Source organism: Streptomyces sp. NPDC127117 (assembly GCF_042677325.1).
Classification (GTDB): Bacteria; Actinomycetota; Actinomycetes; order Streptomycetales; family Streptomycetaceae; genus Streptomyces.
Map to the genome: position 1 here is coordinate 93552 of NZ_JBHXTM010000006.1, position 15271 is coordinate 108822.

Genomic DNA, 15271 nt, shown 5'->3' on the forward strand with positions numbered 1-15271 from the left:
TGCGCCGCCCTGAGCACGCCTTGTCATGGCGTGCTCACCGCAGTGTGCTCGGTGAGATTAGGAAGGTCTGGACCAATCGTCAAGAGGTCCAGACCATGGAACATGCCCTACTGGCGGGTTCTCAGATTCCCAACTCCTGTGCCAGCACCGCCGCCTGGACCCGGCTGCGCAGCTCCAGCTTGCCCAGCAGCCTGCTCACATGCGTCTTCACCGTCGCCTCCGCCACCGAGAGCCGGACCGCGATCTCGGCATTCGACAGACCCTCGCCGAGACAGCCCAGAACCTCCCGCTCCCGCCGGGTGAGTGCGTCGAGCACCGAGGCGTCGGGCGCGTTCACCGGCCGTACGGCACAGGCCCCGGCGAACTCCGCGATCAGCCGGCGCGTCACGGCCGGGGCGATCAGCCCCTCGCCGCGCGCCACCGTCCGTACGGCGTCCAGCAGATCGCGCGCGTCGGTGTTCTTCAGCAGGAAGCCGGCGGCCCCCGCCCGCAGCGCCCCGAAGACGTACTCGTCCAGGTCGAACGTGGTCAGCACCAGTACGTCCGCGAGCCGTTCGGCCACCACCTGTCTGGTCGCCGACACCCCGTCCAGCCGCGGCATCTGAACGTCCATCAGCACCAGGTCAGGCCGGAGCGCGCGGGCCAGCCGCACCGCCTCCTCGCCGTCCCCGGCCTCGCCCACGACCTCGATGTCGGGGGCGCTTCGCAGAATGAGCACCAGCCCCGCCCGTACGGCCGACTGGTCCTCGGCGACCACAACCCGGATCGTCATGTCCTCGACGCCCCTTCCTCCACGGGCAGTTCGGCCCGTACCCGCCAGATCTTCGTACCGCCGCCGTCGGTCGACGGTCCGGCCTCGATCGTGCCGCCCAGCAGCGCCACCCGCTCCCGCATCCCCACCAGACCGGCCCCGGAGCCGGGCGCGCGCGGCCCGGGGCGGTCCCCGAACACACTGCCGACCTCCACCGTGAGCAGCTGCCCGGACTGCCCGATCCGCACCGTGACCGGGCCGGGCGCGGCATGCTTGAGCGCGTTCGTCAGGGACTCCTGGACGATCCGGTACGCGGCCAGCTCGACCGGTGTGGGCAGTGCGCCGCCCTCGTCCCGGGTGTCCTCGAACGTGCAGGTCAGCCCGCTCGACGCGGCGTTCGTACGGGTCTGCTCGATCAGTGCGTCCAGCGAGGCGAGGGTGGGGGAGGCGGCCGGTTCCCGCGCCCCGCCGCCGGTGCGCAGCAGGCCGATCAGCCGGCGCATCTCGGCGAGCCCGTCGACGCTGTTCTCCCGGATCACGCCCAGGGCGTCGCGGGAGGTGGCCGGGTCGTCGATGGAGAGCGCGGCGGTGGAGTGGATGGCGATCGCGGAGAGGTGGTTGGCCACCATGTCGTGGAGCTCGCGGGCCATCCGGGTGCGCTCGGCGGTCACCGCCTGGGCCCGGTCCATCTCGGCGAGCAGCGCGGTCTGTTCGGCGTGCAGCCGGGCCGTCTCGGCGGCGTCGCGGTGGTTGCGGACGCTGACCCCGGTGATGGCCGGCAGGAACGACACCATTGCGGTGACGACACCGATGAGCAGTGCCTGGGCGTTGCGGAACCAGGCCAGGAACCCGATGGTGATCGCGATGGTGAGCAGGAACGTGGTCACCGGGATGCGGCGGGCGGCGGACGGCGTCCCGTACAGCACGGCCGCGTACATGAGGTCCGTGAACATCAGGACCGTCGCCAGGTTCCCGACCGTGAACTGGTCCGCGACCAGTGCGAGCGTGCCGATGACCAGGGCCGTCTGCGGGGCGGTCCGGCGGACCAGTTCGAGCGCCGAGACGACGGCGAGCGGCAGCAGGGAGACCCACGGGGCGACGAAGGTCCGGTTGCCCTGGAGGCTCAGGCCGAGCGCCCACAGGACGAGGCCGCCGAAGAGACCGATGACCGCCAGGAGCACGTCGTGGCGGTGCGGCCGGGGAAGGGGGAGCACTCTCCCATCCAACACGGCGGGCCGCGCCCGGACCTCCGTACCAGGGGTGAGGCGCGCGTACATCGAAGGATGCAGTCACGGTTCCTCACAGCAGACGACGAATCCGGGCGGTGCGGCCGGAAGGCTGGAGGGAACGGGAAGGAGAAGTGCCGTGATCGTCACGCTGATCGTGCTCTGCGAAGTCGCCTTCTGGGTGCTGCTGGCCGCGGGGCTCGCGCTGCGCTACTGGGCGAAGAAGCCGAGGCTGGGCGCGGCCGTGCTGCTGTGCGAGCCGCTGCTGGAGGTCGTCCTGCTGGTGGTGACCGCCATCGACCTGAAGAACGGGGCACAGCCCGACTGGAAGCACGGGCTCGCCGCGGTCTACATCGGCTTCACGGTGGGGCTCGGCCACTCCACGATCCGCTGGGTCGACGCCCGGGTCGCGCACCGCTTCGCGGGCGGCCCGCCGCCGGTGAAACCGCCGAAGTACGGCATGGCGCGCGCGGTGCACGAGTGGAAGGTCGCGGCGCGCTGGACGGTCGCGGCGGTGACGGCCCTGGCGCTGCTCCAGGCGGCCGTCTGGTACGTGGGCGGGGACGGCGACGTGTCGTCGTTGCAGGCGTGGCAGCAGAAGATGCTGTTCGTGATCGGGATCAACGTGGTCATCGCGGGGAGCTACACGCTGTTCCCGAAGACGGCGCCGGGGCCGGGGCCGTCGAGCTGACCCCGGCCCGTCCCGGTCGGCGGGCCGGGACGGCTACCGCTCGCCGCCCGGCACCCACAGCACGTCCCCGACCTCCTTGTTCGCGGTCCGCGCGAGGATGAACAGCAGGTCGGAGAGCCGGTTGAGATACGTCGCGGTCAGCGCGTTCATCACCTCGCCGTGCACCTCCAGCGCCGCCCAGGTGGACCGCTCCGCGCGCCGGACCACCGTGCACGCCTGGTGCAGCAGCGCCGCACCGGGCGTGCCGCCCGGAAGGATGAAGCTGCGCAGCTTCTCCAACTGCTCCAGGAAGTGGTCGCAGTCCGCCTCCAGCTTGTCGACGTAGCTCTGCTCCACCCGCAGCGGCGGGTACTTCGGATCCTCGACGACCGGGGTCGACAGGTCCGCGCCCACGTCGAACAGGTCGTTCTGCACGCGGACGAGCACCTTCACGACATCCTCGGGGAGCTGTCCGAGCGCGATCGCGGTACCGATGACGGCATTGGCCTCATTGGTGTCGGCGTACGCGGAGATCCGCAGATCGGTCTTGGCGGTCCGGCTCATGTCGCCGAGGGCGGTGGTGCCCTGGTCGCCGGTGCGGGTGTAGATACGTGTCAGATTGACCATGCGGTCAGCCTAGTCAGGCACCTGCCCTCCGGAAGACGCGTGTGCCCACTGCCACGGCGACCGCCGCGAATCCGAGCGAGACCAGCACCCCGTAGAGCATGTGCGCGGTGGCGTACGAGCCCACGTACGCGTCCCGCACCGCGTCCACGAGGTACCGGAACGGTGTGAGGTGCGACAGCACGTCCAGCCAGCCGGGGCCCAGCGTCATCGGCAGCATCAGGCCGGACAGCAGCATGGACGGCATGGTGAGCGAGTTGATCACCGGGCCGAATTCCTGCGGGGTGCCGACCTTCATGGCCAGGGCGTACGAGAGCGAGGCCAGCGAGACCGTCAGCAGCCCGACGAACGCGAAGCCGATCAGCACCCCGGGCAGGGGCGCGCGCAGCCCCATGACCACGGCGGCGAGCACCAGCAGCACCGCCTGGAACGTGAACAGCAGCGCATCGCGCAGGACCCGGCCCAGGAGCAGCGCCAGCCGGCTGACCGGGGTGACCCGCATCCGCTCCACGACCCCGGTCGACTTGTCGATGATGATGGCGAACCCGGCGAACGAGGCCCCGAACAGCCCCAGCTGGAGCAGCAGACCGGGGACCAGGACCTGCCAGGAGTCACCGGCCGAGCCGAGCGGCAGTCCGGTGAGCAGCGGGCCGAAGAAGAGCAGGTAGAGCAGCGGCATGAGGATGCCGAAGAGGATCTGGAACTTCGAGCGCAGGGTCTGCCGGGCGTACCGCCCGAAGACGAGCGCGGTGTCGTGGAGAAGCATCGGATTCCTTCGGCGATTCGGCGATTCGGCGATTCGGTGACGAGGTGACGGATTGACGGATTGACGGAGCGATGCGGCGCTGACCGCCCGCTCTAGACGGCGACGGGGGCGGCGTCGGCGGGTGCGGAGGCGCGCCCGGTGATCGCCAGGAACGCTTCCTGGAGCGAGGAGCCGGGCGAGCCCGCGTACCGGGTCTTCAGCGCGGCCGGTGCGCCCTCGGCCACGACCAGGCCGCCGTCGACCACGACGAGCCGGTCCGCGAGCGCGTCGGCCTCGTCGAGGTAGTGGGTGGTGAGCACGACGGTCGTGCCGTAGGTGTCGCGCAGCCGGCGCACCAGGTCCCACAGATCGGTGCGGCTGCCCGGGTCGAGCCCGGTGGTCGGCTCGTCGAGGAAGAGCACGGAGGGGCGGTGGGTGAGCCCCATCGCGATGTCCAGCCGCCGCCGCTGGCCCCCGGAGAGCGTCGCCGTCTTCCGGTCGAGCAGCTCCGAGAGGCCCAGTTCCGCGGCGAGTTCCGCGGCCCGGGACGCTGCCGCCGCCTTGCCGAGCCGGTAGAGCCGGCCCTGGGTGACCAGCTCCTCCCGGACGCTGATGTGGGGGTCGACGCCGCCCGACTGGGCCACGTACCCGCACTTCTTCCGTACGCCCGCCGGGTCCGCGAGCAGATCGCAGCCGGCCACGGTGGCGGCGCCGCCGGTGGGGGCGAGCAGCGTGGTGAGCATGCGCAGGGTGGTGGTCTTCCCCGCCCCGTTGGGGCCGAGGAGGCCGACGATCTCGCCGGCCGCGACCGTCATGTCGATGGAACGTACGGCCTCCACCGGGCCGGCCTTGGTGACGAAGGTCCGGGCGAGCCCGGCCGTGCTGATGATTGGCATAGTGACTACAAAAACAGAGTCACTGAAAAATTGCAATGACACCAAATATTGAGGAACCCCAGGGGAGCCATACGATGGGGTCATGGCTGAGGGACTCAGGGAGCGCAAGAAGCGCCAGACCAGACAGCACCTCTCGGACGTGGCCACCGGTCTCTTCCTGGAGCGGGGCTTCGACGCGGTCACGATCGCGGAGATCGCCCGCGCCGCCGACCTCTCGGTGAACACGGTCTACAACTACTTCCCGACCAAGGAGGACCTCTTCCTCGACCGCGGCCGAGACGTCGTCGACCGTCTCTCGCGGTACGTCCGGGGCCGGGACAGGGGCGAGTCCGCGGCCGACGCCGTACTGCGCGAACTGCGCATCCAGGTGGAGGGCGTCTCGCCCACCGTCGGCCTGATGGAGGGTTACGAACGCTTCATGCGGGTCATCGAGGGCGCGGACGGCCTCAAGGCCCGCCTCTGGCACATACAGCAGGAGGCCGTTCAGCATCTGGAGTCGACGCTCCAGGAGGAGTCCGGGGCGGAGCCCGGGGATCCGACGCCGGTCCTGGTGGCCGGTCAGCTCTCCTGGGTGCACAGCACACTCATGGCGTACATCGGCCGCGAGATGGTGGCCGGCCGTAGGGCGGGCGAGGTGTCCAGGGACGCGCTCGTGCTGCTCGACGACATCGAGGACCTGCTCGGCGAAAAGGTCCTCAACTACGCCCGGCGCGCCGCCGAATGAGGAGTGCCGGTGTGATGTCCGTCATGTGAGACGTGACGCGCATCTCTTCACGGCCCCAGCGCCCCTCACGGGTACTAATCTCCGCCGGAGAGCATGTGAAAAACCGTTGAGGGCCGTGCAGGGACCAGCTGCAGAGGCGAACAGAAACCAAGGGGTGCAGACGTGGCCAGGAAGCTCGCCGTCATCGGAGCCGGACTCATGGGGTCCGGCATCGCGCAGGTCTCCGCCCAGGCGGGCTGGGACGTGGTGCTGCGCGACGTCACCGACGAGGCCCTGGCCCGTGGCCGTGACGGCATCGAGGCGTCGTACGGCAAGTTCGTCTCCAAGGGCAAGCTGGACGCGGCCGACGCCGAGGCCGCGCTCGGCCGCATCACGACCACCACCGACCTCGACGCGGTCGCCGACGCGGATGTCGTGGTCGAGGCCGTCTTCGAGAAGCTGGAGGTCAAGCACGAGATCTTCCGGGCGCTCGACAAGATCGTCCGGGACGACACGGTGCTCGCCTCCAACACCTCCGCCATCCCGATCACCAAGATCGCGGCCGTGACGGAGCGCCCCGAGCGCGTCGTCGGTGTGCACTTCTTCTCGCCGGTCCCGATGATGCAGCTCTGCGAGCTCGTCCGCGGCTACAAGACCAGCGACGAAACCCTCGCCACCGCGCGGGAGTTCGCCGAGTCCGTCGGCAAGACCTGCATCGTCGTCAACCGCGACGTCGCCGGCTTCGTCACCACCCGGCTGATCTCGGCGCTCGTCGTCGAGGCCGCCAAGCTGTACGAGTCGGGCGTCGCCTCGGCCGAGGACATCGACATCGCCTGCAAGCTGGGCTTCGGCCACGCCATGGGCCCGCTCGCCACGGCGGACCTGACCGGCGTCGACATCCTGCTGCACGCCACCGGCAACATCTACACCGAGTCGCAGGATGAGAAGTTCGCCGCGCCGGAGCTGATGCGCCGGATGGTGGACGCAGGTGACATCGGCCGCAAGAGCGGGCAGGGCTTCTATACGTACTGATCGTTCTCGGTCCTCCGGTTGCCTGATCTGCCGTCGGTCAGGCCCGGAGGCACGGGGGAGTCTCCCGGAATCAAATGGATCCGAGCGGGCCCCCGCCGCACCGCGGTCACTCCACGGAGTGAATTCGGTATCGGTTCGCTTACAGACGGCAACTTCCCTGTCCCTGTCGCAGTCAGTTGTGGCAGAGACAGAACAGACAGACGAACCTTGCTACGGAGCATTCCAGGGGAGCGCATATGCACATCAGGGGCGACCACGCCGAGCTGGTCGTCGGGGGCCGCCTCGACGTCCGAAGCGCGGCGGACGCCCGTACGGCCCTGCACTCGGCCCTCGACGACGGCGTCGGCGATCTGGTGCTCGACCTGACCGAGCTGGATTCCTGGGACGCCACCGGACTCGGCGTCATCATGGGCGCACACCGCCGGGCCGGCCGGGCCGGGCGGCGGCTGGTGCTTCGCGGCGTGCCGCCGCAGATGCAGCGCCTGCTGGTGGCGACCCGACTGCACCGCATCCTGGCCATCGAGGGCGGAATCGCCGCGGACTCGCTGCCGCGCGTCTAGGGCCTTCCGTTCGGATCGGGCCGGGCTCGCGTGCCCCGGCGCCGCACCTCGCCGCGTTGTCGCCGGTCGTCGGCGCTCCTTCCCCGAGCTCCCTTGCGATGCACGACACGGACTCCGCTTTCCGATCCGGCCTGATCCGGACGAAAGACCCTGGGCCGCTCCCCAGCCGTGCGCCCCGGCCGCACGCCGTGGGCGAAAGTACGCAATCCGTACGAGAACGTGCGCTTCGGGCGGCGTGACCCCCCGACTGTGACGGGACACCGTGCGACCGTCTAGGGTTCGGCCGTCCGCCGATTGTCGAACCCACCGGGCGGACACCGGACCGGAAGCGACAGCGGGGCGTGCGAGGCCGGAGGGGCAATCGTGCGCGACGCGTCTGGGGGCTTTGGCGATGGACCCGACACACCGGGGACCGGAAGAGTACGGCCGGGACAACGGCGGCTTCGGCGAGGGGCCCGGACGCAGACGGCCGGCCCGCGACCAGCTGACCCCGGAGCCCGGCCAGCCGACACCGCAGGCCCGCGTCGTCCGCCTCATATCGGGCGACTACCTCCTCACCGTCAACCCGATCGACGGCAGCGAGGTCGAGCTGTGCCCGCCGGGGGAGCGGCCCGGCCCGCCCGCCCGGCGCACCACCACCGGCCGCGCCGACCGCGAACGCGCCACCGCACCGCCCGTACCACCGGGGCCGCCCGCCCCCCAACTGCCGCTCCTGGAGCGTGGGCAGGAGCGCGAACGGCTGGCGCGCCTGCTGGCCCAGGGTCGCTCGGTGCGGCTCACCGGACCGGCCGGCTCCGGCCGTACGGCACTGCTCGACGCCGTCGCGGCCGACTGCGCGGACCTCGCACCGGACGGAGTCGTACGGCTCAGCGGCTACAAGCGGAACGCCACCGAGCTGCTGTACGGGCTCTTCGAGGCCGTCCACGACGCACCGCTGCACCGCCCCGACCGCACCCAGCTGCTCGACCGGGTCCGGAGCATCGGCGCCGTCGTGCTGCTCGACGACCTGGAGTTCGGCGGGGCCGCGCTGGAGGAACTGCTCGACGCGACCCCGGAGTGCGCCTTCCTGTTCGCGACGGTTCCGGATGTCGCCGCGCCCACCACCGACTCGCACCTCGAAGAGGTCTTCCTCGCGGGCCTCGGCCGCGGTGCGGCGGTCGAGCTGCTGGAGCGGGCCGTCGAGCGCCCGCTCACCGACGAGGAGGCGAACTGGGCGGGAGACCTCTGGTTCGAGTCCGAGGGGCTGCCGCTGCGCTTCGTCCAGGCCGCCGCACTGCTGCGCCAGCGCGACCGGCTGCGCACCGACCCCGAGGCGTACGGCGAGTACGGCACCCTGTCCGAGGACGCCCCCTTCGGCCACGACCAGGCCGTCGACGGTGTCCACATACCGCTGCCCAGCCTCGGGGAGGGCGCGGCCCCGGCCGCACTGCTCGCCTCCCGGCTGAGCGGGGCCGCCCGGGACACCCTGCGCTTCGCGGTGGCCCTCGGCGGCGAGGTGCCGCACCAGGCGCACCTGCCGGCGCTCATCGGGGACACCCACGCGGACGCCGCGCTCGGTGAACTGGCCGGCTGCGGCCTGCTCTCCCCGGCCGGTCCCCGCTACCGGCTCGCCGCCGGGGTCGTCACCCAGCTGGAGGCCGCCGGATACGGCGAGGACGCCACCGAGCGGGCCCGCACCGCCGCCCAGCACTACGCCTGGTGGGCCGGGCACCCCTCGGTGACCCCCGAGCGGGTGACGGCCGAGGGCGACGCCGTCGTCGCGGCGATGGCACAGCTGGTGCCCGGCGACGGGGCGGGACAGACCAGCGTGGCCGTGCTGCTGGCCCGCAGCGCCACCCCGGCCTTCGCGGCCGGCCTGCACTGGGGAGCCTGGGAGAAGGCGCTGCGGATCGGCCAGGAGGCGGCCAGGATCGCCGGGGAGGTCGCCGAAGAGGCCTACTTCCACCACGAGTTGGGAGTGCTCGCGCTCCTGGCCGGAAATCCGGACCGGGCCAGGGCCGAGCTGGAGACCTCGATCGGCATGCGCGGGGCGCTCGCCGACAAGTCCGGGGCAGTGGCCGGGCGGCGCGCGCTCGCCCTGGTCGCGGACCGTTCCGGCGGCCCGCTGCCCATCGTCCTCACCCCGCCCGGGGACGAGCTGCCCCTGCCGCGGACCGAGGAGACGACGGCGCCGACCGTCGGTGCGAAACCGTCCGTGACGCAGACCCTTTCGGGGCCGTACGGGGACGTCACCGCGGTGATCTCGCGGCAGAACTCCCCGGCGGCCGGCCGGAACGCCAGGTCGGGGCGCTTCTCGGTGCTCGCCGGGGCCCGGCGCAACCCGGTCGCGACAGCCGCGGGCGTACTCCTGACCGGTGTGCTCGGCACGGTGGTCGCGCTGGGGCTGACCTCCGGCGGCGACGACGTCCAGGGGAACCAGGACGTCACCACCGGGCAGTCGCAGAGCCCGGGCGGCGGCGAGGACGAGGTCCCGGCCGACAGCCCGGCCGACGGCTCGACGCCGGCCGGCCCGCAATCCGGCAGCGGCACGGCGACGCCCGGCCCGTCGGGCAGCGAGATCACGCCGAGCGGCAGCGGCACACCGTCCACGGACCCGACAGGACCGAGCGGCACCCCGTCGTCGGACACCTCGTCCAGCAGCAGGCCGCCGTCGCACAAGCCGACCAAGTCGCCCACCCCGACGAAGTCGACCACACCGACGAAGTCCCCGTCCCCGACCGGGAGTCCGACGGAGAGCGACTCCCCGAGCCCTACGGACACGGCCACCGAGCCCGATCCGTCCTCACCCGACACCTCCGACTCGGCGAACGGGCCCTCCTCGTCCTCGTCCACGGCGGACGCGGACAGCGGCCCGACCGTCACCTGAGCCGCCCCGGAACGAACGAACGCCGGACGTGACACGCACGTCCGGCGTCGGGGACCGGTGAGGAGCTGGGGGAGCGGGCGGGTCAGAACAGCCGGAGCTTGTCGTCCTCGATGCCACGCATCGCGTCGTAGTCGAGAACGACACAGCCGATCCCGCGGTCCGTCGCCAGCACCCGTGCCTGCGGCTTGATCTCCTGGGCCGCGAAGATCCCCTTCACCGGGGCGAGGTGCGGATCGCGGTTGAGCAGCTCCAGGTAGCGGGTCAGCTGCTCCACACCGTCGATGTCGCCGCGCCGCTTCAGCTCCACCGCGACGGTCCGGCCGTCGGCGTCCCGGCACAGGATGTCGACCGGGCCGATGGCGGTGAAGTACTCACGGCGGATCAGGGTGTAGCCCTCGCCGAGGATTTCGATGCGGTCGGCGAGCAGCTCCTGGAGGTGCGCCTCGACGCCGTCCTTGATCAGGCCCGGGTCGACCCCGAGCTCATGGGACGAGTCGTGGAGGATTTCCTCCATCGTGATGATCAGTTTCTCGCCCGCTTTGTTCACCACGGTCCAGACGCCCGCGGTGTCGCCGGCGCCCTCCTTCAGAGTGCAGGGCGGTGACATCCAGTTGAGGGGTTTGTACGCCCTGTCGTCGGCGTGGATCGACACACTCCCGTCCGCCTTCACCAGGATCAGACGGGGAGCGGAGGGCAGGTGGGCCGTGAGCCGGCCGGCGTAGTCCACGGAGCAGCGGGCGATGACGAGACGCATGGTCGGCAACGCTACTCGACGAGGGGTGTTCCACGCGATTCTCCCCCTGCCACTCCCGTCACCCTGCTGGTGCACGAAGGGCGCGGTCGGGGCTTGCCCCTCTTTGCGCCCCTTCGTTATTGGCCGGTTGTGTTCCCAATCTCCTGGTGCGGCCCGGACCGCACCCTTACCGTGTAAGCAGGAGGTCGCCGTCCGTGTACGCTGCGTCGCCGTCCTCCTTCCCTGCCCGTAAGGCCCCGGCCCGGCGTCGGGGTCGCGAGAGGAGAACCCATGTCGCTCGACGTCTCACCGGCGCTGTTGGAACAGGCCGAGCGAGGCGAGGTCGACGAAGCCGACTTCGTCGACTGCGTCCGGACCTCCCTGCCCTACGCATGGGAGATGATCAGCTCTCTGGTGGCTCAGCTGAAGGTCGACGGCGGAGAGTTCGCCGACAACCAGACGCCCCCGCCGGACGAGCAGGCACGTGGTCAGCTGCTGCGCGCGCTCGCGAGTGATGCGATCCGCGGCGCGCTCCAGCGGCACTTCGGGGTGCGTCTGGCATTTCAGAACTGCCACCGCGTCGCGGTGTTCCCGCTGGACCCGTCGGTCGACGAGCGTCTGGCCCGCTTCACCTCGGTGAGGGGCCAGCTGCTCAACCAGTCGCCCGAACTACGGGACTGCTAAACGCTTGCTGCCGTTCCGGACCGCGATCGGTGCAACTGGTTCCGGAGCGGCAGCCCCCGTACCTCCCACGATCTGTCAGGTGAGCAGCGGGAGCACCTCGGTGCCGAGCCGCACCACGTTCTCCTCCGTGGCCGCCAGATCTCCCGAACCCTCCACCAGGAGGGCGAAGCGGGTGATGCCCGTCCGCTCGGCGGTGGCGGCGAGCCGGTCGGCGGCGAGCCGGGGCGGGCCCACCGGATGGATACCGCACAGCAGCTCCGTGTACGCGACCGGATCCCGCATCACCCGGTGCCGGCCGTCGACCGTCACATGGGCGTCCAGCCCCTGTCGCAGCCAGCCCGGCATCGTCTTCACGAGCGTCTCCGCCGCCTCCTCGGGGCGGTCGGCGATCTGGGCCACCCCGGCGGACACATGCCCGGCCTCGCGGACGCTCTCGGGCGAGCGGCCCGCGGCGAGCGCGGTGGAGCGCCACAGGGCGACCATGTCGGTCTTCTCCTGGTCCCCGCAGTGCATGCCGAGCAGCATCGGCAGGCCGTTCTCCGCGGCGAGCTTCACCGTCTTCGGAGAGGTGCACGCGACGACCACCTCGGGGCCGCCGGGGCTCTCGCCGCCGTCCTGCGCGAGCAGCTCGTCGGCCCGGGGGACCACGGCGACCTCGCGGAAGCCGTACCGCTCGCCGCGCCCGGCCACCCGCGGCTCGGCCAGCCAGTCGAGCAGCAGCTCCAGCGATTCCGGGAAGCCCTTCTCGTACGCCTCCAGGCCCCCGCCGAACACCTCCAGATCCACCCAGGGGCCGCCCCGGCCGACGCCGAGCGTGAACCGGCCGCCGCTGGTGAGATGGAGCAGCGCGGCCTGTTCGCCGAGCGCCACCGGATGCTGGGTCGACAGCACGCTCACCGCCGTGCCGACCCGGATTCTGCGGGTGCGGCCGAGCAGCAGCGCGGCCAGCGTGACGGCGGACGGGCAGACCCCGTACGGCACGAAATGATGCTCTGCCAGCCAGGCCGAGTCGAGGCCGGATTCCTCCGCGACCTCGGTGGACCGGATCGCGCGGTGCAGCGCCTCCCCCGGCCCCTGCCCCGGAAACTGGGCTGCCAGTACGAACGTTCCCACACGCATCGCCAATTGCCTCCTTGCGGCCGACGCGGCTCTCCCCTATTGAGCAACAACGTCTGACACGTGCCAAAGGCACGGTCCACCGGCAGGTTGTTGCGATTTTCCGGTAACTCACCCCTCCCGGGACACCGTCCCGCGAGGCGCCGGACGCCCGCGTCGGCCAAATGGCCCTACGCTGGACGGGAACTGCCCAGCCTGCCCCGTGAGGTGTCACGTGTCCCCGCGCCGCAACCGCCCCCGAGGCGGCGAGAGTCCCCACGACAGCACAGCGGAGCCGGGGGCCCGTTACGGCGGCGGGGGACGGGCCGAGGAGTGGCAGGGCGAGCAGTGGTCCGTCCGCCCGGTCAGCGGCGCGAGCGCGGCGGGCAAGCGCTACCGCTGCCCCGGCTGCGACCAGGAGATCCCCTCCGGTGTCCCGCACCTGGTGGCCTGGTCCGAGTACGGCGGCATCGACGACCGCAGGCACTGGCACAAGGCGTGCTGGAACGCGAAGGACCGCCGCACCACACAGGTGCAGCGGTCCAGGAACGCGCCTCGCTACTGAGCCCCCGCCGCGCGGGGGCGGGCCGGACGGGTCAGACGTCCCGCCGGTCCAGGGCGGCGTACGCGCCGAGCAGTGCCACGGCCGAGACGCCGAGCATGATCCACAGCGGATCCCAGCCGGACGGTCCCGAATCGGCGACCGCGGTGGAGTAGAGCGCGCTGAGCTGGTTGGGGATCGAGTAGTCGAAGAGCGCCATCCGCAGGTCGTTGAGCGACTCCGTGAACATGAACATGGCCAGGACCAGCGGCAGCAGCACCACACCGATCATGATCGTGATCGCACCGGCGGAGTGCCGGATGAGAGCGCCGACCGCGAGCGAGAGCAGCCCCAGCGCCGCGGTGTAGAGGCCGACGCCGACCGTCGCGCGCAGCCAGTCGCCCCCGGAAGGCGCGGCGCTGTCGATGAGCGCCGTCTGCAACACCCCGACCAGCGCGGTCATCAAGGTCGTGATCACGAAGGTGAGCAGGAAGAAGACGATCGCCTTCGCGCTCAGCACCCGGGCCCGGCTGGGGCAGGCGGTCAGCGTCGTACGGATCATGCCCGTGCCGTACTCCGACGCGATGGTCATCACACCGAGTGTGATCACACAGATCGAGCCCAGCAGCACCCCGAAGAAGCCGAGGCTGAGCACCGGCGTCGAGCCCAGATCGTTGCCGGCGCTGTCGACCGCGACCGCGGCCAGCAGCCCGATCCCGAGCAGCAGCACGATCATCACGCCGAGCGTCCACATCGTGGAGCGCACCGAGCGGATCTTGGTCCACTCGGAGGCGATCGCATCGCCCAGGGTGGCCCGGCGCACCGGGATCGGCGAGGTGTAGAAACCGGCCGGCGCGATCTGCGCGGCCGGGGCGGGCTGCTCCTGCGGGGCCGACGGCGTCGGCGGCGTGGTCGGCGTTGTCATCGGGGGTCCTCGCTGGTTTCGCGCTTGGTCGGGTCCGGGGCGGCCGCGACGGGCCCGGCCGGGGCTCCCGGGTGCGGGCTCCCCCCGGGCGGCGGCGGGGCGTACCAGTTCTGCTGCGGCATCTCCGGCGGCTGCGGAACCTCGTACCCCGGCTGCGCGTACCCGTGCGGCGCCGGCGGCTGCAGCCCCGCCTTCTGGTCCGCCGTCGAGCGGTAGTCCACGACGCCCTGGGTCATCCGCATGTACGCCTCCTCCAGAGAGGCCTGGTGCGGCGAGAGCTCCCACAGCCGGACATCCGCCTCGTGCGCCACATCGCTGATCCGCGGCAGCGGCAGCCCGGTGACCCGCAGCGCCCCGCCCGGCTCGGACATGACCTGTCCGCCGGCCTCGGTGAGCGAGGCGGTCAGCTTCTCGCGCCGCTCCGCGGGGCCGTCCGCCACCCGCACCCGGGCGAAGTCGGCCGAATTGGCCGAGATGAAGTCCTTGACGCTCATGTCGGAGAGCAGCTGGCCCCGGCCGATCACGATCAGATGGTCGGCGGTGAGCGCCATCTCGCTCATCAGGTGGCTGGAGACGAAGACCGTACGCCCCTCGGACGCCAGCATCTTCATCAGATTGCGGACCCAGAGGATGCCCTCGGGGTCCAGGCCGTTGACCGGTTCGTCGAAGAGGAGCACCTGCGGGTCGCCGAGGAGCGCCGCCGCGATGCCGAGCCGCTGGCCCATGCCGAGCGAGAAGCCCTTGGACCGCTTGCGCGCGACGTCCTGGAGGCCGACGACTCCGAGCACCTCGTCGACCCGCGCGGCCGGGATGCCGGCGAGCTGGGCCAGCGAGAGGAGGTGGTTACGGGCGCTGCGCCCGCCGTGCACCGCCTTCGCGTCCAGCAGCGCGCCCACCTGACGCGGTGCGTTCGGCAGACTGCGGAAGGGGTGGCCGCCGATCGTCACATGGCCGGAGGTCGGCTGATCCAGGCCCAGGATCATGCGCATGGTGGTGGACTTGCCCGACCCGTTGGGACCGAGGAATCCGGTGACGGCGCCCGGCCGCACCTGGAAGGAAAGGTTGTGCACGGCCGTCTTCGCGCCGTAGCGCTTGGTCAGGCCGACTGCCTCGATCATGCTCCAGCCCCATCGACTCACATCTGTCGTCGGGGCCCAGGCCGAGTGGCCGCACACCCCCGTAAGAGTTAGGAGGATATCCAGGCCTTGACGGTTCCGGCC

The 15271-nt window shown here is 71.4% G+C and carries 16 protein-coding genes; 7 read left to right on the forward strand and 9 right to left on the reverse strand.

Features of this window, described 5'->3' with window-relative positions; genetic code table 11:
- Window positions 1–121 precede the first annotated feature (121 nt).
- Complete coding sequence (locus tag ACFVH0_RS07845) at window positions 122–772, reverse strand: response regulator (protein ID WP_385818686.1); 651 nt, start codon at window positions 770–772, stop codon at window positions 122–124.
- Window positions 769–1965 carry a sensor histidine kinase gene (locus tag ACFVH0_RS07850; protein ID WP_385818688.1) on the reverse strand — a complete coding sequence of 399 codons (1197 nt, stop codon included), beginning with the start codon at window positions 1963–1965 and terminating at the stop codon, window positions 769–771. Before ACFVH0_RS07850 ends, ACFVH0_RS07845 begins: the two co-directional genes overlap by 4 nt.
- A gap of 151 nt (window positions 1966–2116) precedes the next feature.
- On the opposite strand from ACFVH0_RS07850, the gene ACFVH0_RS07855 reads away from it, so the two are divergent.
- A complete protein-coding gene (locus ACFVH0_RS07855; protein ID WP_385818690.1) occupies window positions 2117–2668 on the forward strand; it encodes a hypothetical protein in 552 nt (183 codons plus the stop codon).
- 33 nt (window positions 2669–2701) lie between these two features.
- Here the strand turns inward: ACFVH0_RS07855 and ACFVH0_RS07860 are convergent, their stop codons facing one another.
- The 3 genes from ACFVH0_RS07860 to ACFVH0_RS07870 form a co-directional block, all read right to left on the reverse strand.
- Window positions 2702–3274 (reverse strand): cob(I)yrinic acid a,c-diamide adenosyltransferase, encoded by a 573-nt coding sequence (locus tag ACFVH0_RS07860; RefSeq protein ID WP_365238700.1) that lies wholly within the window; start codon window positions 3272–3274, stop codon window positions 2702–2704.
- Between the two features lie 13 nt (window positions 3275–3287).
- Window positions 3288–4037, reverse strand: a complete 750-nt coding sequence (locus tag ACFVH0_RS07865) for an ABC transporter permease (RefSeq protein ID WP_385818691.1) — start codon at window positions 4035–4037, stop codon at window positions 3288–3290.
- A 92-nt stretch (window positions 4038–4129) separates the two neighbouring features.
- The gene (locus tag ACFVH0_RS07870) at window positions 4130–4912 is read right to left on the reverse strand and encodes an ABC transporter ATP-binding protein (protein ID WP_385818692.1); all 783 of its coding nucleotides are present in this window, start codon (window positions 4910–4912) and stop codon (window positions 4130–4132) included.
- Window positions 4913–4994: 82 nt separating this feature from the next.
- Here ACFVH0_RS07870 and ACFVH0_RS07875 point away from each other — a divergent pair, with 82 nt between their 5' ends.
- From ACFVH0_RS07875 to ACFVH0_RS07890, 4 genes are all read left to right on the forward strand, one after another.
- The gene (locus tag ACFVH0_RS07875; RefSeq protein ID WP_385818693.1) at window positions 4995–5636 is read left to right on the forward strand and encodes a TetR/AcrR family transcriptional regulator; all 642 of its coding nucleotides are present in this window, start codon (window positions 4995–4997) and stop codon (window positions 5634–5636) included.
- A 162-nt stretch (window positions 5637–5798) separates the two neighbouring features.
- Entirely contained in the window at window positions 5799–6647 is an 849-nt protein-coding gene (locus ACFVH0_RS07880; RefSeq protein ID WP_385818694.1) for a 3-hydroxyacyl-CoA dehydrogenase family protein, read from the forward strand.
- Window positions 6648–6883: 236 nt separating this feature from the next.
- A complete protein-coding gene (locus ACFVH0_RS07885; RefSeq protein WP_072486732.1) occupies window positions 6884–7207 on the forward strand; it encodes an STAS domain-containing protein in 324 nt (107 codons plus the stop codon).
- 391 nt (window positions 7208–7598) lie between these two features.
- Window positions 7599–10073: an ATP-binding protein gene (locus ACFVH0_RS07890; RefSeq protein WP_385818695.1), complete on the forward strand. Its 2475-nt coding sequence runs from the start codon at window positions 7599–7601 to the stop codon at window positions 10071–10073.
- Window positions 10074–10155: 82 nt separating this feature from the next.
- Here the strand turns inward: ACFVH0_RS07890 and nucS are convergent, their stop codons facing one another.
- On the reverse strand, window positions 10156–10827 hold the full coding sequence (gene nucS / locus ACFVH0_RS07895; RefSeq protein WP_385818697.1) for an endonuclease NucS: 672 nt from the start codon (window positions 10825–10827) through the stop codon (window positions 10156–10158).
- A 270-nt stretch (window positions 10828–11097) separates the two neighbouring features.
- Here nucS and ACFVH0_RS07900 point away from each other — a divergent pair, with 270 nt between their 5' ends.
- Entirely contained in the window at window positions 11098–11490 is a 393-nt protein-coding gene (locus ACFVH0_RS07900; protein ID WP_124716348.1) for an SCO5389 family protein, read from the forward strand.
- A gap of 75 nt (window positions 11491–11565) precedes the next feature.
- Here ACFVH0_RS07900 and ACFVH0_RS07905 read toward each other — a convergent pair whose 3' ends face one another.
- Window positions 11566–12609 carry an LLM class flavin-dependent oxidoreductase gene (locus ACFVH0_RS07905; RefSeq protein ID WP_385818698.1) on the reverse strand — a complete coding sequence of 348 codons (1044 nt, stop codon included), beginning with the start codon at window positions 12607–12609 and terminating at the stop codon, window positions 11566–11568.
- Window positions 12610–12820: 211 nt separating this feature from the next.
- Here ACFVH0_RS07905 and ACFVH0_RS07910 point away from each other — a divergent pair, with 211 nt between their 5' ends.
- Entirely contained in the window at window positions 12821–13150 is a 330-nt protein-coding gene (locus tag ACFVH0_RS07910; protein WP_326767869.1) for an ATP/GTP-binding protein, read from the forward strand.
- Between the two features lie 31 nt (window positions 13151–13181).
- On the opposite strand, the gene ACFVH0_RS07915 is transcribed toward ACFVH0_RS07910, so the two are convergent.
- The gene (locus ACFVH0_RS07915; RefSeq protein ID WP_385818700.1) at window positions 13182–14051 is read right to left on the reverse strand and encodes an ABC transporter permease subunit; all 870 of its coding nucleotides are present in this window, start codon (window positions 14049–14051) and stop codon (window positions 13182–13184) included.
- Window positions 14048–15169: an ABC transporter ATP-binding protein gene (locus ACFVH0_RS07920; RefSeq protein WP_385818701.1), complete on the reverse strand. Its 1122-nt coding sequence runs from the start codon at window positions 15167–15169 to the stop codon at window positions 14048–14050. Before ACFVH0_RS07920 ends, ACFVH0_RS07915 begins: the two co-directional genes overlap by 4 nt.
- Window positions 15170–15271: the final 102 nt, after the last annotated feature.